The 17,626-nt window shown below is 72.7% G+C and carries 14 protein-coding genes and 1 pseudogene; 7 read left to right on the top strand and 8 right to left on the bottom strand.

The genetic code is table 11. The annotated features are described in order from the left end of the window. Positions 1–10: 10 nt before the first annotated feature. The 4 genes from ACIBM5_RS43665 to ACIBM5_RS43650 are packed head-to-tail and all read right to left on the bottom strand — an operon-like array spanning position 11 to position 3,632. On the bottom strand, positions 11–868 hold the full coding sequence (locus ACIBM5_RS43665) for a metal ABC transporter permease (protein WP_396012257.1): 858 nt from the start codon (positions 866–868) through the stop codon (positions 11–13). Beyond that, positions 865–1,797 (bottom strand): metal ABC transporter permease, encoded by a 933-nt coding sequence (locus ACIBM5_RS43660; RefSeq protein WP_396012255.1) that lies wholly within the window; start codon positions 1,795–1,797, stop codon positions 865–867. Before ACIBM5_RS43660 ends, ACIBM5_RS43665 begins: the two co-directional genes overlap by 4 nt. Before the next feature lie 8 nt (positions 1,798–1,805). Next, on the bottom strand, positions 1,806–2,579 hold the full coding sequence (locus ACIBM5_RS43655) for a metal ABC transporter ATP-binding protein (protein ID WP_396012254.1): 774 nt from the start codon (positions 2,577–2,579) through the stop codon (positions 1,806–1,808). 3 nt (positions 2,580–2,582) lie between these two features. Next, entirely contained in the window at positions 2,583–3,632 is a 1,050-nt protein-coding gene (locus tag ACIBM5_RS43650; protein WP_396012253.1) for a metal ABC transporter substrate-binding protein, read from the bottom strand. A gap of 515 nt (positions 3,633–4,147) precedes the next feature. Between ACIBM5_RS43650 and ACIBM5_RS43645 the strand changes: the two genes are divergently transcribed. Beyond that, positions 4,148–5,776 (top strand): ISL3 family transposase, encoded by a 1,629-nt coding sequence (locus ACIBM5_RS43645; protein ID WP_396012252.1) that lies wholly within the window; start codon positions 4,148–4,150, stop codon positions 5,774–5,776. A gap of 47 nt (positions 5,777–5,823) precedes the next feature. Here the strand turns inward: ACIBM5_RS43645 and ACIBM5_RS43640 are convergent, their stop codons facing one another. From ACIBM5_RS43640 to ACIBM5_RS43630, 3 genes are all read right to left on the bottom strand, one after another. Next, on the bottom strand, positions 5,824–6,177 hold the full coding sequence (locus ACIBM5_RS43640) for a hypothetical protein (RefSeq protein WP_396012251.1): 354 nt from the start codon (positions 6,175–6,177) through the stop codon (positions 5,824–5,826). 1,408 nt (positions 6,178–7,585) lie between these two features. Next, complete coding sequence (locus ACIBM5_RS43635) at positions 7,586–7,816, bottom strand: hypothetical protein (RefSeq protein WP_396012250.1); 231 nt, start codon at positions 7,814–7,816, stop codon at positions 7,586–7,588. 98 nt (positions 7,817–7,914) lie between these two features. Beyond that, a complete protein-coding gene (locus ACIBM5_RS43630; RefSeq protein WP_396012248.1) occupies positions 7,915–8,373 on the bottom strand; it encodes a hypothetical protein in 459 nt (152 codons plus the stop codon). 2,055 nt (positions 8,374–10,428) lie between these two features. On the opposite strand from ACIBM5_RS43630, the gene ACIBM5_RS43625 reads away from it, so the two are divergent. The 4 genes from ACIBM5_RS43625 (at position 10,429) to ACIBM5_RS43610 (ending at position 13,345) form a co-directional block, all read left to right on the top strand. Beyond that, positions 10,429–11,031, top strand: a complete 603-nt coding sequence (locus ACIBM5_RS43625) for a TetR/AcrR family transcriptional regulator (protein ID WP_396012247.1) — start codon at positions 10,429–10,431, stop codon at positions 11,029–11,031. Between the two features lie 31 nt (positions 11,032–11,062). After that, entirely contained in the window at positions 11,063–11,698 is a 636-nt protein-coding gene (locus ACIBM5_RS43620) for a class I SAM-dependent methyltransferase (protein WP_396012246.1), read from the top strand. Between the two features lie 91 nt (positions 11,699–11,789). Continuing rightward, entirely contained in the window at positions 11,790–12,803 is a 1,014-nt protein-coding gene (locus tag ACIBM5_RS43615) for a hypothetical protein (protein ID WP_396012245.1), read from the top strand. Positions 12,804–13,111: 308 nt separating this feature from the next. After that, a complete protein-coding gene (locus ACIBM5_RS43610) occupies positions 13,112–13,345 on the top strand; it encodes a DUF2795 domain-containing protein (RefSeq protein WP_391584366.1) in 234 nt (77 codons plus the stop codon). A 412-nt stretch (positions 13,346–13,757) separates the two neighbouring features. Here ACIBM5_RS43610 and ACIBM5_RS43605 read toward each other — a convergent pair whose 3' ends face one another. Further along, entirely contained in the window at positions 13,758–14,258 is a 501-nt protein-coding gene (locus ACIBM5_RS43605; RefSeq protein WP_396012244.1) for a hypothetical protein, read from the bottom strand. A 725-nt stretch (positions 14,259–14,983) separates the two neighbouring features. Between ACIBM5_RS43605 and ACIBM5_RS43600 the strand changes: the two genes are divergently transcribed. Both ACIBM5_RS43600 and ACIBM5_RS43595 read left to right on the top strand, forming a co-directional pair. Continuing rightward, positions 14,984–16,537 (top strand): M4 family metallopeptidase, encoded by a 1,554-nt coding sequence (locus ACIBM5_RS43600; RefSeq protein ID WP_396012243.1) that lies wholly within the window; start codon positions 14,984–14,986, stop codon positions 16,535–16,537. A gap of 260 nt (positions 16,538–16,797) precedes the next feature. Beyond that, a pseudogene (locus tag ACIBM5_RS43595) lies at positions 16,798–17,626 on the top strand (peptidase M28); the annotation flags it as partial.

Here is a 17,626-nt window from a genome sequence, read left to right as displayed (position 1 = left end):
CCGGGCAGGTTCAGCCTGCCGCCGCGGCCGACGCAGCGGGGGCGGGTCGGCGCCGGACGAGGCGACCGAGCAGACCGTGGCGCGGCGACAGGAGCAGGGACAGGACGAATCCGGCGGCGGCCACCAGCGCGATGGTCGCCCCCGCGGCGACGTCGTAGTGCCGGGAGATCTCCAGCCCGGCCGAGGCGCTGCCGATGCCCAGCGCGCCGGCCAGTGCGGTGGTGCGGGCGAGCGAGTCGGTCCACAGTCGGGCCGCGGCGGCCGGCGCCACCAGCAGCGCCAGCGTGAGCATGATGCCCACCGCCGGGGTCAGCACCACGACGACCGCCTGGACGATCAGCAGGAGCAGCAGGTCCAGCGCGGTCACCGGGTGCCCGGCGGCCCGCATGCCCTCGTGGTCGAACGCGGCGAAGGTGAGTTCCTTGGCGCACAACCCGAGCACGAGCAGGATCACCGCCCCGGTGCCGGCCGTGACCACGAGGTCGCGGGCGTCGGTGGTGACGATGGAACCGACCAGGAAGGCGGAGAGTTTGCGGTCTCCCGCGGGCCCGGCGGCGACCAGTGCGGCGCCCAGGGCGAAGCCGGCGGCCAGGATCACCCCGGTCGCACCGGACGCGGTCCGGCTCGGGCTCCGGGTCAGACCGACGATGGCCAGCGACAACAACACGCCGACCGCGGCACCGCCCAGATAGATGTCCAGGCCCAGCATCGAGGCGAGCACGACGCCGGGGAAGGTGGCATGGGTCATCGCCATGGCGTGGAAGGCCAGCTTGCGCAGCACCACTTGGACGCCGACGACGCCGGCGAGCAGGCCGACCATGACGGCCTCGGCGTAGGCGCGGTGGGTGTACGTGTCGAACCAGGTCATCGGGGGCTCCCGGTCGGCCGGGGGACCGCCGGCGGGGCGGGGATCCGCACGGCCGGTGCGTGGGTGGACGCGCGCACGCCGCGCCGGCGGACGAGGCCGGCCGCGGCCAGGGCGAGCAGATACGCCGCGACCAGGGTGAGCACGACGGTCGGGCCGGCGGGCAGGGCCAGGTCGTGGTCGATGGAGGCGGTGTAGCTGATGGTCAGGCCGAGGTATCCGCACAGTACGGCCGAGCCGACGCCGATCGCGATGATCGGGCCGAGCCGACCGCCCAGGGTGCGGCCGATGGTCGCGGGGACCACCAATAGCGCCAGCACCAGTGCGGTGCCGATGGTGCGGACGGCGGCGACTACGGTCAGGGCGATCACCAGGTTCAGCGCCAGATCCAGCGCGCCGACCCGGTGGCCGGCCGCGCGGGCGGCCTCGACGTCGAAGCTGCGCAGGAACAGTTCCCGGCCCAGCGCGGCGAGGACGGCCAGGCACACCACGGCGACCACGGCGGTCTCGACGATCTGCGTGCGGGACGTGTAGAGGATCTGGCCGAACAGGAAGGTCTGGAAGTCGGCGGTGTAGGAGTGGCTGCGCGAGACGACGACCACGCCGATCGAGAACATCGCGGTCAGCACGATCGCCAGTGCGGCGTCGTCGCTGGTGCGCCGGTTGCGGGTGAGCAGGGTCAGCACACCGGCGGTGATGCCGGCCGCGATCAGCGCGCCCTCGAACACGCCGTCCGCGCCTCGGAGGGCGAAGCCGATGGCGACGCCGGGGAAAACCGTGTGGGTGAGCGCGTCGGCGACGAACTCCAGCCGGCGCAGCGCGACGAACGCGCCGACGGTGCCGCACAGGACGCCCAGGATGGTCAGTTCGATCAGGGCCCGGGTCAGGTAGGGGACCCGGAAGGGCTCCATGAGCAGGGTGGTGGTGTCCACGGGCGGCCTCAGCCCGGGGTGACGACGAGTCGGCCGGCGTCGAGTTCGAGGACCTGTCCGCCGTAGCAGGCACACAGCAGTTCCGGGGTGAGCGCGGACTCGGTGTCGCCGAAGGCGAATTGCCGGCGGTTGACCAGACAGGTCTGCTCGCACAATCGTTGCGCCACGGCCAGGTCGTGGGTGCTGACCAGGACCGCGGCGCCGGCGTCCTTGGCCCGGACCAGCGCGTCGATCAGGGCTTCCTGACTCACCGCGTCGACGCCGTTGAACGGCTCGTCCAGGACCAGGATCGGCGGTTGCGCGGACAGCGCGCGGGCCAGCAGTACGCGCTGGCGTTGGCCGCCGGACAGGGCGCCGAAGCGCGCGTGCGCCCGATCGGCGAGGCCGACCAGGGCCAGCGCCTCGTCGGCGGCGGCCCGGTCCCGGCGGCCGGGACGCCGCAGTCGGCCGATCAGCCGGTAGCGGCCCATCAGCACCACCTGGCGCGCGGTGACCGGGAATTCCGGGTCCAGGTTCGCCGCCTGCGGTACGTAGCCGACGAACGCGCGGGCCGCGGCCGGGCGCCGACCGGCCACGGTGACCGCTCCGGCGACCACGGGAACCAGGCCCAGGACGGCCTTGATCAGGGTGGACTTGCCGCCGCCGTTGGGGCCGACCAGGGCCACCGCCTGCCCGGCCGGGACGCGGCCGTCGACCCGGGTCAGCGCCGGGGTGCGGTCGTAGGCCATGGTCGCCTCGGTGAAGCGGACCGGATCCGGTGTCGTCTCGATGCGGTCGGTCATCGCTCAGCCCCGCAGTGCGGCGACGATGGTGTCCGTGTTGTGCGCCTCGGATGCGAGGTAGGTGGCACCGGCGGACCCGGAGGCGCCGAGCGAGTCGGCGTAGAGCGAGTCGTCGCCGGCGACGACCTTGACGCCCGCTTCCCGGGCGATGGTCGCGGCGGTCTTGGGCGGCAGCGCGCTTTCGGCGAACACGGCCTTGGCGCCGGTGGCCTTGATCCTGGCCACGACGTCCTCGATCCGGCTGCCGGAGAGTTCGGCCTGGTCGTCGAAGCTCGGGATGATCGAGCCGACGAACTCCAGCCGGTAGCGGTCGACGTAGTAGCCCAGGGCGTCGTGGTTGGTGACGAGTTTGCGGTTGGCCGCCGGAATGCCGTCCAGCTTGGCCCGGTTGTCGGCGTCGAGCGCGTCGAGCTTGGCGGCGTACCCGGCCAGGTTGTTCTCGTACACCTTCGCGTTGGCCCCGTCGGCGGCGGTCAATGCCTTGGCGATGTTGGTCACCATCACCTTGGCGTTGAGCGGGTTGTGCCAGATGTGCGGGTCGTACTCCCCGTGTTCGTGCTCCTCGTGCTTTTCGTGCTCCTCGTGCTCTTCGTGCTCGCCCTTGCGGAGCTGCACCCCGACGGAGGTGTCCACCACCGGGCCCTTGAAGCCCGCGGCCTGGACCGCCTTGGGCAACCACGCCTTCTCCATGTCGACGCCGTTTTCCACGACCAGCTTGGCCGCGCGAATGGCGTTCAGATCCGTCGGCGTCGCCTCGTACTCGTGGGCACTCGCGTTGGCCTTGATCAACTGGGTGACCTCGACCCGGTCGCCACCGACGTTGCGCACGAAGTCGGCAACCTGCGTCGTGGTCGCCACGACCTTGATCCGGGGCCCGGAACCGCCGCCCGGCGACCCGCCGCCGGCCACCGGCGCGGCGGACCCGACCCGGTTCTCGCCCTTGGTGCCCTTGGTGTCCATGGTGTCCTTGTCGTCGGAACCACACGCGGTCAAAGTCCCGGCGGTCAGGGCGGTGGCGGCGACGGCAAAGACCGCACGGGTGGATATACGCATCAGAACTCTCTCCAGGCAGGGGTGAATCGACGCACCGACGGGCAGACGCCGCCTCGATCATTCGATAATGAAAACCATAATCATCTAACCAACCCCTGTCCAGACGCCCCCCATCGCCCCCCAAGAGCGACCCACGACCCACGACCCTCGACCCGGCCCCGGCCCCGGACTCGCGGCGGGCGGCGGGCGGGGACCACGCGCCGACGGGGCGTGGGGCGGCCGGGACGTTGGGCGAGCGCGAGCACGGGGCGACGGGTGGTGGGTGGTGGGTGGATGGGAGGCCGGGCGCCACGGGCGTGAAGCAACACCGACGTTGCGCGAGCGCGAGCACGGAGCCGCACGGACGAGGGGTGGACGGGAGGCCGGGCAGCACGGGCATGGAGCGGCACGGGTGTAGAGCGGACGCACGGGGGCGGCACGGGCGGTGATGAGGCTCTTTGAATCTGGCTGTGGCGGATATTTCGTGATGGTCACTTCTGATCATCCGCCTGACCAGGTGGCTACGGTCGTCCAGCGTGCTGTTTGTGGGGGACGAACCGGGGTTCTGGAATCTGGTGTGGCCCGAGGTCGAGGGCCTGGTGGTCGACGCGGTCGAGGTGACCGACGACGTGTTGCAGATCGACGTCCGGAGCCGGCAGCCGTCGGTCGAGTGCCCGGCGTGTGGGGCTGCGTCGTCGCGTGTCCACAGCATGTACGAACGACGCCTTGCGGATCAGCCGCTCGGAGGCAGACGTGTCGTACCACGCCTACGAGTTCGCAGGTTCTTCTGCGACAACGACCGGTGCGACCGGAGGACCGCCGCCGAGCAGGTCGCGGGCCTGACAGCTCTGCACCGGCGACGGACACAGGCGGTGGCCCGGGTGCTTCAGGCGATCGGGTTGGCTGTCGGCGGTCGTGCCGGCTCCCGCCTCGCCGAGTACCTGCCCGTGCGGGCGACGCGTGACGTGATCCTGGGTGAGGTGCGGAGGCTGCCGGACCCTGCGACGACCGAGGTCAAGGTCCTGGGGATCGACGAGTTCGCGTTCCGCAAGGGCAGCACTTACGGCACCGTGCTCATCGACGTGGAGACCCGCCGTCCGATCGACCTGTTGCCGGACCGCACCGTGGACACGGTGGCCGCGTGGCTGGCCGAACACCCAAACATCGAGGTGATCTGCCGCGACCGGTGCAGCACCTTCAGCCAGGCCGCAAACCGCGAAGCACCCGACGCCATTCAAGTCGCCGATCGGTGGCATCTGCTCCACTCACTCGCCCGCGCGGTCGAGCGCACCGCCCACGCTCACCGCGCCTGCCTGCGCAAAGACGCCGAGGTCGACGAACCCGACAAGCCGCGGGAGGTCCTGACGACGACGGAACTCGCGGCCTTGATCGGCCCGCCCGAGCCAGACGACCCGCCCAACAGCCAGATACTCGCCCGCGTGCGCCAATGGCACGTCGACATCCACTACCTGCGCGACCGCGGCTGGACAATCAGCGCGATCGCCCGCCGCCTGGGTCGCGACCGCAAGACCGTCCGCCACTACCTGACGACCGACCTCGACCAGATCCTCGCATCGGCGCGCGACCGCCGGCCCAACGGCCACCTCAACCGCTTCAAGCCCTACCTCCAGCACCGCTTCCGCTCCGGAGCCACCAACGCCGCCGCCCTGTTCCGCGAGATCCGCGAACGCGGATACCGGGGCAGCCGCGTCGCGGTCACCAAGTACGTCGCGACCTTGCGCGACGGCACCGCGACCATCGAACCCAAACGCGCGATCCCCAGCCCGCGGCGGATCACGACCTGGATCATGCGCCACCCGAACGCCCTGACCGCCGAGCAACGCGACCAACTCAACCGCGTTCTGGCCGCATGCCCCGACCTCGCCGCAGCCTCCGACCTTGCGCACGAGTTCAGCGCCCTCGCCCGCGAACGCCGCGGAACCGACCTCACCGCCTGGATGACCCGCGCCCTCGACCACGGCCCGCCACCGGTCCAAGGATTCGCCGCGTTCCTCCAGAACGACTGGGACGCCGTCATCAACGGCCTGACCCTGCACTGGAGTTCCGGAGCAATCGAGGGCCAGGTCACACGCATCAAGCTAATCAAGCGGAGGTCATACGGGCGCGCTTCGTTCGCCCTGTTGCGAACCCTCGTACTCGCGTAACCGCCCTGACCGATTGTCGTGCGGATGACATGCGATCGCCGGCCGACCTATTCGGCAGCACGGGGAGAAGTCCAGGTTCTGTCGTGTTCGGCGAGCGCTCGCTCGATCTCGCCCACGTAGTGTCCCAAGTGGAACCGAGCTTCGACGATGGCCTGGCCGTCAGGGCCTGGATACATCAGGTCGGACCACACAACCGTCTCACCGCGCAGGCCCAACCGTATGTCGACGCCGCCGGCGTTTGAATCGGAGGGATCCCAAAACGCCACCCGCACGCGGCGAACCACATCGGTGGGGTAGAGCGGCCCGCCGGGGCAAAGCAGGACTCCCGGGTGGACACCGACCGCTCCGTCGTAGCTGCGCGCAACCACGTCGAGGCCATCGACAAAAATGTAGGTGTGCACGGCTGAGCACAACGGTGGTCCAGGACAACTGCCGACGAGAAGCCTGCTGATCGAACCACCACTTCGCAGACCAGAGCGTCCGGCCCGGAGCGTGTGCGGGGACCTACGCGGCATCTATCCGAAGTGACGTCATGTCTCCACCATAGTCATGACCCGCATCATGTCCTGCTCGAGCCCGACCGTCACGAAATATCCGCCACAGCCGTTTTCGCAGATCCTCATCAGCGATGGGTAAACGGGAGGCCGAGCAGCACGGGCATGGAGGGACACCGACGTTGGGCGGGCTGGAACGCGGGCCCGCACGAACGAGAGGTGAACGGGAAGCCGGGCGGCCCGGGCGTAGAGCGAACGCGAGGCAGCACGGGCGTTGGGTGGGCGCGGACACGGAAACGGGCGCGGCGCGGCCACGGAGCGGGCACGACCACGAGGCGGAGCAGACGTCGGGCAGGCTCGGGTCGATCACGAGGCGGGCACGAGCGCGAGCCCGGGCGCCCGTCGGGCGGGCGCGAGCACGAGGCGGCAGGGGCGTCGGACGGGCTCGGCTCGAGCACGAGCGCGAGGCGGGCACAAGCGCGAGGCGGACACGAGCGCGAGCCCGGGCGCCCGTGGGACGGGCATGAGCACGAGGCGGCAGGGGCGTTGGGCGGGCTCGGGTCGAACACGGACACGGATCGGGCACGAGCAGTAGACGAAGCGGCGCAGGGCAAGCACGAGCGCCAGGCCGCACGAGCGCGAGGCGGACACGAGCGCGAGCCCGGGCGCCCGTGGGACGGGCATGAGCACGAGGCGGCAGGGGCGTCAGGCGGGCTCGGGTCGAACACGGACACGGATCGGGCACGAGCAGGAGGCGAAGCGGCGCAGGGCAAGCACGAGCGCCAGGCCGCATGCCCGTGGGCGGGCATGAGCACGAGGCTGCACGAGCACGAGGCGGCAGGGGCGTTGGGCGGGCTCTGGGTCGGACATGGGCACGGGTTGGGCACGAGCAGGAGACGAAGCGGCGCAGGGCGGGAGCGCGCGGCCGCGCGGGCGCGCGGCGGGCACGAATACGAGGCAGGCGCGGCTCGGGTGCGGAGGGGCGTGCGGCGCGGCGCGGGATGAAGGCGGGCCGCGTCCGCGGTTTCGAGGAGATCTTCCGGCCACCGAGCGGGGATACGTGTTGCCGTCCGAGCAGTCGATCGTGGCCGTGCTTGGGGTCGGCGAGCGGGTCGGGAACGTGAAGTCGGCGCCGCGGGTGCGGAAGGCCGCGGGTCGGTGGGCGTGGTCGGCGGCGGGCTTGTCGTGGGCTCCCGATGTCTTCATCTGCATAGCCCACGGCAGCAAGCATCGGCGGCGGGAAGCGCCGGTGTCCCCCGGCGCGGGTACGCGGGGGGGACACCGGGGTGGGTGGGCCGGGTGGCCTGTGTGGGTGCTACGACTTCGATGTTGCGGATGGAGGTTGCGGGTCGGTCTGCTGATCGGCGCCGGAGGAGCCGACCGCGGGCGGATCCGTGTCGGGGGCGATCGCTTCGGGCGTGGTTCGGCCCGAAGTGGCGATGGGCGGTGGGTTGTCCGAGGTCGCGGCGGTGCCGGCAGTGGCGGCGGAGCGGGCGGCTTCGGCGCGCACGAGGGCGCTCATGAGCAGGTAGGCGTCAAGGGGCATGGCGGGATCTCCCGGGTTCGCGGGGCTGAGGTGTCGAACGCGGACACGCCGGTCCGGCCACGCGCCGGGTGCGGCGGCGGCTCGGCGGCGGTGATCGCTCAGCAGCGCAGGACGACGGTCCGAGAAGGGGCCGGTCCGGGAACACTCGTGGTCGCGCGGGCGCGGCTCCGGCCGGCCTCGGCCGGATCGGCGGGACGGGATGCCACGGTATCCGCGAGGGCGGAAGTCGAAGCGGTGGTGGAGTGGTGCCGCGGCCGGGTTGTGGTCGGCGTACACGCGGGGCCGACGGCGGGTCCGTGTCGGCCGCCGGTTTCGCCGGCGGGCGTGGCGCTGCGCACCGAGTGGTCGCCGGGCGGTCCGTCGGCGGGCGCGTCGGGTGTGACGGACACGGTGGCGCGGCCGACCACGCCGATCGGGCAACGCTCCGGATCCGCCGCGGCGCGATGGGCGATTCCCGGGACGTGGGTCGCGTGCAACAGGGCCATCAAGGCGATCAGCACGATCACCCCGAACACGCCGTGCCGGGCGGGAGCACCACCGGCCGCGACCTGCCCCATCCTGACCTCCCTCGGTACCGCTCTCCGAGAGAACCTCCGATTTCCGTCGCCGGCACGGCAACGAGGCCGAACCGACCAAGATTTCACCCGATCCGGCGAATGACCCCCACCACCTGCCCGGCCCACCCACACCGGTCGGCCCTCACCCCGGACACCCGCGCCCCGCACACCATCCGTCCCGCCGGCGGCGCACCCTCGCTCCAAAGCCCCCGCCGCGCACCCGGCCTGGCCCGGCACGGCACGGCAACAAGGCCACCGACCGGGATTTCGCCCGACCCGGCGAACCCACCCCACCACCCGCCCGACACACGGTTGACCCGGATCGCCGAACCCGCAAGCCGACGCCGGTCCACGGCCGGACCAAGGCCAGAGTCGAGGCGGAGCCCTGGGTCGAGGCGGAGGCCGGGGCCGAGGCGGAGGCCGGAATCGAGGCGGAGCCCTGGGTCGAGGCGGAGGCCGGGGCCGAAGCGGAGGCCGGGGCCGAGGCGGAGCCCTGGGTCGAGGCGGAGGCCGGGGCCGAAGCGAAGGCCGGGGCCGAGGCCTCGCCGCCGACCTGCGCCGGGACCACCGTGCCCCGTCGACACGCGACCCGGCGGTGCCGTCCGCGACACCGATCGACCCCACTCCCCCACGGCCCGCAGACCTCACCCCATCCTGCCCGCGCCCCCTCCAGCGGCCCCGACCCGGCACGGCAACAAGGCTGAACGACGTGGGTTCACCGACCCGGCGAACCCACCCCCCACCCGCCCGGCACACGGTTGCCCCGGGTCGCCGAACCCGCAAGCCGACGCCGGTCCACGGCCGGACCGAGGCCGGGGTCGAGGCGAAGGCCAGGGTCGAGGCGAAGGCCAGGGTCGAGGCGAAGGCCGGGGCCGGGGCCTCGCCGCCGACCTGCGCCGGGACCACCGTCCCCCCGTCGACACGCGACCTGGCGGCGCCGTCCGCGACACCGATCGACCCCACTCCCCCACAGCTCGCACACCTCACCCCTGCCCCGCGCCTCCTCCAACGGCCCCGATTGCGCACCCGACCCGGCACGGCAACAAGGCCGACCGACCGGGATTTCACCGACCCGGCGAACCCACACCACCCCTCGCCCGACACGCTCACACCGATCGGCCCCACTCCCCGGACATCCGTGCCCCGCGCACCGCCCGCCCGGCGTTGCACCCCGCCCCGAGGCCCCAACCATCGACCCGGCACGCCGACACTGATCGGCCCACTCCCCCGCCACCCGAGCCCCGCAGACCCCGCACCATCCGCCCCGCCCGCTCCCCCGCCCCGCAGCCCCACGCCCACCCCCGGGACGAAACCCGCTCGGATGGCCCGCCACGAGGGCGTTCCATGACGCCCCGCCCACGCCGGGACCGATCGCTGCGGGCAACTTCGCGGCCGCGACCCCGCTCAAGGTCCACCCGGACCAGGAAAACCTGGTCGCGTCGGTCATCAAGTCACTCGCCGAGGCGTATGTGCAGCCCGACGTGGCCTACCCGCGCCTGCCCATCGACGGCGGCCGGATCGTCGGCTTCCTGGACCGACCCCGACCCCGCCGCCGACGGCGGCGCCCGCACCGGCACCGGCAGGGACTTCCGCTCGGGACGACCGTGGCGCCTCGACATCGCGGCAGACGAACAGGGCCGGGGATACGGTCGGTTCGCGGTCCACGACGGGGCCGCCGAGGTCCGCCGCCGCGGCCGCACGCGCCTGACCGCCCCGGGGCGCCGGGCGCGGAGAGCCGGGCGCAGGAAGCCGGGCGCAGGAAGCCAGGCACCGGGAACCGGGCACAGGAAGCCGCACGCAGGAAACCGGGCGCAGGAAACCGGGCGCAGGAAGCCGCACGCAGGAAGCCGCGCGCGGACGGTCCCAAGCGCTTCCGCCTCCGGCTCGGCTTCCGGACGACCGGGGAGATCGGCGGCGGTCGGCGAGGCGCGGCAAGCTGCGGCGAATGCGGCTCGGCCGCGCCCGCGCCCAGCAGGTGGCAAGCCGGCGATCCGCGTCGAGTGGAATCGATCGGCCACATGGACCAGCCGTCCGCTCGGCCGATAGCGTCACCGCATGGACGACACGGCCACACCCCATAGACCCACGCTGCGCAAGGATGCCGCGCGCAATCGGCGCCGGATCATGGATGCCGCGCGCGATCTGGCGCGCAGGGGCAGGCCGCCCCAGTTGAACGCGGTCGCACTGGCCGCCGACGTCGGCGTCGGCACCGTCTACCGGCACTTCCCCACCCCCGAGGCGCTGCTCGAAGCACTCGCCGCCGACCGGTTCGACGAGCTGATCCGACACGCCCAACGGGCCGCCGGTCTGCCGGACGCGCGGCGCGCCCTGCGCGACTTCCTGGCGGCCGCGCTGACCGCCTACGCCCAGGACGAGGCCTTCACCGCGGCGGCCTTCGGTCCCGGGGTCGCCACCGCCGAGACCCTGGAACTGCGCGATCACCTGCTGCGCGTGACCGGCGACCTGCTGACCCGTGCGGCCGGCGCCGAGTCCCTGCGCCCGCCCCTGGGGCCCACCGACGTCCAGCTCATGCTCTGCGGACTGGGCTTCGCCGTACGCCACTCCCCCGACCGCAACGACCCCAAGTTGGCGCAGCGCTACCTCGACGCGCTGCTGGACGGCGCCCTCGTCGCGGCCACGGGAGATGCGGCCGGCTGACGCCCGGATGCGCTGTGGCAGGGTCGCGGACATGTCTTTCGATCACAACGACCACTACCATCCGCTGCTGCTGCGTCAGGTGCCGAAGAACTGTCGGACGGCATTGGATGTGGGCTGCGGCACCGGGCGGTTCGCGCGCCGGCTCGCCGCGTCGGGCATCGTGGTGGACGCGATCAATCCGGCCGAGGAGGTGGTCGCCGAGGCCCGTCGCCGATCCCCGAGCACCGCGGGTGCGCCGAATCCGAGCTTCGTGTGCGCGGACGTCACCGACATCGAACTCCCGCGCGGGCACTACGACTTCATCTCGTGCCTGGCGAGCATCCATCACGTGCCGTTCGACACCGTCGCCACCCTGCGGGACGCCCTCGCACCGGGCGGGGTCCTGGTGATCCTGGGCTGCCATCCCGAGCGGACCCCGGTGGACTGGGCGTACAGCCTCGCCGCCGTCCCGGTCAACGCCGCCGCCCGGCTCGCCGTGGCCGCGAAGGAGCGGCTCGGCGACCGCGCCCGCGCCCGCGCGGTCGAGCAAGGCACGACGGCGCCGGTGCGTACGCCCACGATGCCGCTGTCCGGCATCCGGCGCGAGGCCGCGGCGCTGTTGCCCGGATGCGCCGTGCGCCGATTGCTCTTCTGGCGCTATCTCCTGGTCTATCGCGCCCGGCCCTGAGCCGGCGTCGACGCGGCGCCGCGCCGCGACACCCGGTTCCGCCGGCCGCGATCTGCCGGGAGCCGGTGGGAGCGCGACCTACCGTGGCGAGGTGAACGATCGGTATGCGATGAGTCGGCGTGCGGTGCTGCTGGGCGTTGCCGCGGTTGCGACAAGTTGCTCGTCCTCCGGTGGGCGGTCCGCGACGTCGACGCCCACGAGCGGCACACCGGCCGCGACCACGGCGCCGACCGGACCCGCGCCGCCGAGCGGGGGCACTCCCGCCACGACAACCCCGTCCGCGCTGCCCACGGTCACCGCGTGGGCGCCCGATCCCGGCGACGTGCAGCCGCAGGTGAAGCAGCGTGCGGTCACCCTGGTGTCGGCTCTGGGGGCGTGGCCGCCCGGCGGGCAGGGGCCCGAGGCGGCTCGGGCACGCCTGGCCGCGCAGGGCTTCGACCCGGGGTTGGCCGACCGGGCGGGCTCGCTGTCGTCCCCGGCTCCGGAGGCCGTGCTCGAAGTGGTCGACGCCCAGTACGGCGGCATCCTGGACGACACCGCGAGTGTGCTCGTCGTCTGCCGGCGGTGGACGCGGGCCGAGGACGGCACGGTGACGGCGGACGGGTCGACCGTGGACGTGCGGTTGAGCCGGGCCACACCCGTCTGGACGGTCACCACGCTGTACCCCTCGGATCCCGGACCGGCCGCCGCGTCGCTCTCCGCCCAGGCGTCCCGGATCCTGGCCGACTCGCGCATCATTCTGCCGCCCGCCGCGACCGCCGACGTGCGGGCCGGCGCCGTGCACGCGTCGGTGCTGACCGCATTGGAGACGCTCGCCGCCGACCACACCATCGACGTCAGCGTCCTGCGCTCGGGCCACCCCATCAACGTGTTCGGTACCAACCGCCCCAGCGACCACCCACGGGGGCGGGCCGTCGACGTATGGCGCATCGACGGCCGATCCGTGGTGGACCCGACCACGCCGCGCGCCCTCGTCGAGGGCTTCATGCGGGCGGGCGCGGCCGCCGGCTCGTACAACGTGGGCGGCCCGTACCAACTCTCCGGCGCCGCGTTCTTCAGCGACCCGACCCACCGGGACCACGTACACCTCGGGTTCACCACATGAGATCGCCCCACCCCGGTCGGCCGGCGTCGGGTTCGAAACGGGCCGGGCAGCGCCGATGGCGGGTGGTACGGGCGGCGCGTTCCGATCCCCGGTCCCGTCGGGGCGGAGCGGCGTATTATAGCTCTGAGACGGAAAGCTGCCGGCGCCTCGGGATCCCGAGCCCCGACCGATGTGCGGTGCTCGTGTGACAGACGGCCCTCCGTGTCGACGCGCACCCCGGAGGGCGCGCGGAGGCCGGTGCCCGGTGTGTTCGGCGACACCGGCCGCCGGGTCGCGCACCAGTGGCCGGGTGGTGTTGTGGAGGAGCCATGCGCAGTAGTGGCGAATCGACGTTGATGGAACCCGAGGCGCTGCAGTGCGCGCTGTTCGGCGTGCGATTCCCGGCCCGTCCGGAAGCGCTGTCGGCGGCGGCCACGAACAACGGGGCCGCGGTATGGGTCACCCGGGCCCTGGCGGCACTGCCGGAACGCCCGTACGAGGGGCCGAACCAGGTGTGCATGGCCCTGTGCGGGCGGCACGCCGGAATGGACCCCGGTCTGTAGCCACTCCCACCGCCCAACCCACGACGCCGCCCGCGACCGACCCACGCACCGCAGACCGACCGGGGCCGAAGCGACAGCGGCCGCCCTCTCCGGCGCACCGCCCCCCGCCGCCACCGCCCGCCGCGCCGTCTTACGCGCGCCGAACCGGCGTCGCGCACCGCGCAATCTTCGTACCCTGAACCGGGCGTCGCGCGCCGCGCCGTCACCGTCCGCCGCGCCGCCAGATCGCGCCGCCCCCGCGCGCCGCGCCATCTTCGCGCACCGCGCAATCTTCGTACCCTGAACCGGGCGTCGCGCGCCGCGCCGTCACCGCCCCCCCGCGCCGCCCCTCCGCGCCACCGTCACCCACCGCCGCGCCCCCTTCCGCGCCCCCTTCCGCGCCGCCGTCACCCACCGCCGCGCCACCCGCCGCTCACCGCCGCACCGTCGAGGGCGCCTCGACCTCCAGGTACCGCCTGCCGGCCCTGCCGCGGTACTCCAGCACCACCCAGCCCAGCCCGCCCAGCACTCGTGCGCACCCGCGCAGCGCCGTCTCCGCCTCGTGCCGCGCGCCGCTTCCGCGCGGGCCCGGCCACTCCACCCGCACCACCGCGGGATGCTCGGTCGCCGTGACGCAGTACCCCGTCGCCGTGCGCTCGCCCCGCTCGTCGACCGCCGACGGCGGCACCCCGGCCGCCTCCAGGGACAGGCTGATCGCCCGCACCATCCGAACCCGCTCCCACTCGGCGGGCACCGCACTCGGATCCGGCACGGCCGTGTTCACCACCGCCCGAATCCGCAGCAGCGCATCGAACGCCTCCCGAACCGCCGCCGCCCGCTCCGCCGTCCCCTCACCCGCCACCGACACCGGCCGCATCTCGGCACCGGTCGCCGGCTCGAAGCCCCCCGCCGCATGCGTCCCGCTCCCGGTCACCCTGCTCCTTCGTCCACGGCCGGCCGGGACGCGGGTCGCGACTCGGGCACGAACCCGCGCCCATCCAAGCGCAGTTCCCAGGTGAGCACACCGGGGCGGGCGTGCCGGGTCACCCGGGCGATCCGGATGTCACGCGAACCCCCGGCCCGACCCTCGACCACCCGGCCGGCGCCGTGCTCGTCGCATCATCGAAGAGTCCATGTCCCCAGCGTAGGTGTGAGGGTGGGTCGTGCCCCGATCCGCGCCGCCCCCGGTCGCCGCCGCCCGTGACCAGTGTCGGATGCGCTGCGGACACCGCGGGTCGTAAACCCACCCGTCCGAACCCGATTCGGCCGGTTCGGACCGGCCGGGGCCGATCCGCCGGCCGGTGCCGCGCGACGCTCCGGTACGCGGCGACCGGCGGCGGCGGCGAGTCGGCCGCGGCCTGGTTGATCGTGCCGGTCAGGGACAGTCGGCACGCTGCGGCGTAGGCCCGGAAGGCGCCGAAGAAGCCCTGACGCACCCGGAATCGCACGGTCACATGCCCGCGCCACCGCCACCGCCACCATCACCGCCCCCGCCCGGCGCCGATGTCGTGGCACGGTCTAGCCAAAATGTGCCGATAAATCGATGTTCGTTGACCATGTGCCGAGCCCGGTGTGAGGGTTCCTTCGCTCGGGCGACGAACCCGGCGCGATCGCAGTCGGATTCGTGGTCGGGGCGTGCCTTCAACCCGAGGAGCCTCGATGCATCGCAGAACGCTGACGCTCGGGTCGGTCGCGGCCCTGCTCGCCGGCCTGGTGATCGGCACCACCGCCCCATCGAACGCGGCACCACCACCGGCCCCCGCCTCGGCCGCAGCCCGGACGGCGGCGATCGACGCGGCCGACCGGGCCGTCGGCAGCGGCCCGAACGCGCCGGCCCGGGTACCCGGCGAAACCTATCTACGGAGCATGGTGACGCCGTGGGTGGACAACCTCTACTCGATCGCCTACACCCGCGTCTACCGCGGACTTCCCGTAGTCGGCGGCGACGCCGCCGTGTTGGCCGACGGCACCGGCAAGGTCCGTGCCGTGGAGACCGGCGGCGCACTTCCCGGCGACATCCCGACCGAGCCGACCGTAGCGGCCGAGGCGGCCGAGACCACCGCACGCACCCGACTTGCCGTGGTCGACCGGATCGACGCGCGTCGCCTGGTGGTGCACGTGGGCGCGGACGCCGCCCGACCGGCCTGGGAGACCGTGCTGATCGGCCGCACCGACTCCGCCCCCAGCCGCCTGCACGTCTTCGTCGACGCCGGCACCGGCGTGGTACTCGACTCCTACGACGACGTGCACGCCGGAACCGGGCACAGCAAGTGGAACGGCCCCGACCCGATCACCATCACCACCGCCGGCTCGGGCGGCACCTATTTCATGCAGGACCTGACCCGCCCGGGCCTGAGTTGCTCGAAGTACAACGCCGGCGTGCTCACCAAGACCGTCGACGACTGGGGCACGGGCAACCCCACCGCCGTGGAGACCGGCTGCGTCGACTCCATGTGGGCCGCGCAGAAGGAATGGAACATGCTCCGCGACTGGCTCGGCCGCAACGGGCACAACGGCAACGGCGGCACCTGGCCGGTGGTCGTCGGCGTCGACACCGTGAACGCCTGGTTCGACGACACCCGGGTGTTCATCGGCCACGACGTCAAGAGTCAGTGGTTGGGCGCGATGGACATCGTGGGCCACGAGTACGGTCACGGCATCGACCGGACCAGTCCCGGCCATCCGTTCGCGCAAGCCGGCCTGATCGAGGGCACCGGCGACATCTTCGGCGCGCTCACCGAGGCCTACGCCGACGAACCCGCGCCATTCGACACCCCGGACTACACCGTCGGCGAAATGGTCGACCTGGGTGGCCACGGACCGATCCGCTACATGTACAACCCCTCGCTCGCCGGGGACCCGAATTGCTATTCGAGCACGTTGCCTCCGGACGAGTACAAGGCCACGGGTCCGCTGAATCACTGGTTCTATCTGCTCGCCGAAGGCAGCAACCCCGGTGGCGGCAAGCCCACCAGCCCGACCTGCAACGGCAGCACCCTCACCGGAGTCGGCGTGCAAACGGCCGGCAAGGTCTTCTACGGCGGCCTGCTGCTCAGGACACGCGGCACGAACTACCCGAAGCTACGCGGCCAAACCCTGAACGCGGCCAAGGTCCTCGACCCCACGTGCGCCCTGTACCGGAAGACCAGGGATGCCTGGAACGCCGTGAACGTGCCGGCGACCTACGACCCGTCCTGCCCTGTGGCCCCTTGACCCGGTGGCCCCTTGACCCGGTCCCCCGCGCCGCCTCGGCGGCCGGGCGGACACCTCCACGATCGGCACGCCGGGGTCGCGCGATTTAGCCAGTATTTGCTGGCCTCGCCGGATCCCTTCGCTCAACCCACGTGACCGTGTGAGTGTTTCGCTCGCTCGGGCACGAACCCCGGCGTGCACGGTCGGCCGCAACGCTCACAAGGCGTGCGGCACAAAGCCGGATTCGTGGTCGAGGTCTGCCTTCCACTCAAGGAGCCTCGATGAATCGCAGAACGACCACGGCCGGGACCGTCCTGGCCATGCTCGCCGGTTTGGCGATCGGCACGGTTGCTCAGCCGGCCGCCGCCGATCCGTCCCCTCCGCCCGGCTCGCAGGCCCTGGCGGTCTCCGCCGCCGACCGGGCCGCTGCCAGTGGTCTGGACACCCTCGCCAAGGGTCCCGACGAGGAGTACCAGCGCCAAGCGGTGACCCCCTGGGTCAACGGCCTCTACTCCGTCGCCTACGAGCGCACCTACCGGGGCATCCCGGTGGTCGGCGGCGACGCCGTCGTACTCGCCGACGGCCAGGGCCGCGTCCGCGCGACCCAGTCCTCGACCGATGCCCGCATAGCCGTCCAGATCCAGCCCGTCGTGGCGGCCGGCGCGGCGGAGGCCACGTCCAAGACCAAGCTCGCGGTCGTGGACAAGGTCGACTCGCACCGTCTGGTCGTCCGGGTCAAGGACGGCAAGAGCGCACTGGCCTGGGAGACCGTGCTGATCGGTCGTACCGCCACCGCGCCCAGCCGTCTGCACGTCTTCGTCGACGCGAGCACGGGCACGGTGCTCGACACCGTCGACGACGTCAAGGCCGGCAGCGGCAACAGCCAATGGAACGGCCCGAATCCGCTCACCATCGACACCACCGGCTCGGGCAGCTCCTACTCGCTGCGCGACCCGAACCGTCCCGGTCTGACCTGCGCGGACTACTCCACCGGCCAGGTCTTCACGAAGTCCACCGACTCGTGGGGCAACGGCCAGGCGTCCAGCAAGGAGACCGGCTGCGCCGACGTCATGTGGGCGGCGCAGAAGGAATGGAACATGCTCCGCGACT

The sequence above is a fragment of the Embleya sp. NPDC050493 genome, assembly GCF_044458105.1.
Taxonomy (GTDB): domain Bacteria; phylum Actinomycetota; class Actinomycetes; order Streptomycetales; family Streptomycetaceae; genus Embleya.
This window is presented reverse-complemented; position numbering and strand designations above follow the sequence as displayed.

Coding starts and splice junctions, on each gene's coding strand:
- ACIBM5_RS43620 (WP_396012246.1), top strand. CDS start 11,063: ATGTCTTTCGATCACAACGACCACTACCATCCGCTGCTGCTGCGTCAG.
- ACIBM5_RS43600 (WP_396012243.1), top strand. CDS start 14,984: ATGCATCGCAGAACGCTGACGCTCGGGTCGGTCGCGGCCCTGCTCGCC.
- ACIBM5_RS43610 (WP_391584366.1), top strand. CDS start 13,112: ATGCGCAGTAGTGGCGAATCGACGTTGATGGAACCCGAGGCGCTGCAG.
- ACIBM5_RS43625 (WP_396012247.1), top strand. CDS start 10,429: ATGGACGACACGGCCACACCCCATAGACCCACGCTGCGCAAGGATGCC.
- ACIBM5_RS43650 (WP_396012253.1), bottom strand. CDS start 3,632: ATGCGTATATCCACCCGTGCGGTCTTTGCCGTCGCCGCCACCGCCCTG.
- ACIBM5_RS43655 (WP_396012254.1), bottom strand. CDS start 2,579: ATGACCGACCGCATCGAGACGACACCGGATCCGGTCCGCTTCACCGAG.
- ACIBM5_RS43665 (WP_396012257.1), bottom strand. CDS start 868: ATGACCTGGTTCGACACGTACACCCACCGCGCCTACGCCGAGGCCGTC.
- ACIBM5_RS43635 (WP_396012250.1), bottom strand. CDS start 7,816: ATGCCCCTTGACGCCTACCTGCTCATGAGCGCCCTCGTGCGCGCCGAA.
- ACIBM5_RS43630 (WP_396012248.1), bottom strand. CDS start 8,373: ATGGGGCAGGTCGCGGCCGGTGGTGCTCCCGCCCGGCACGGCGTGTTC.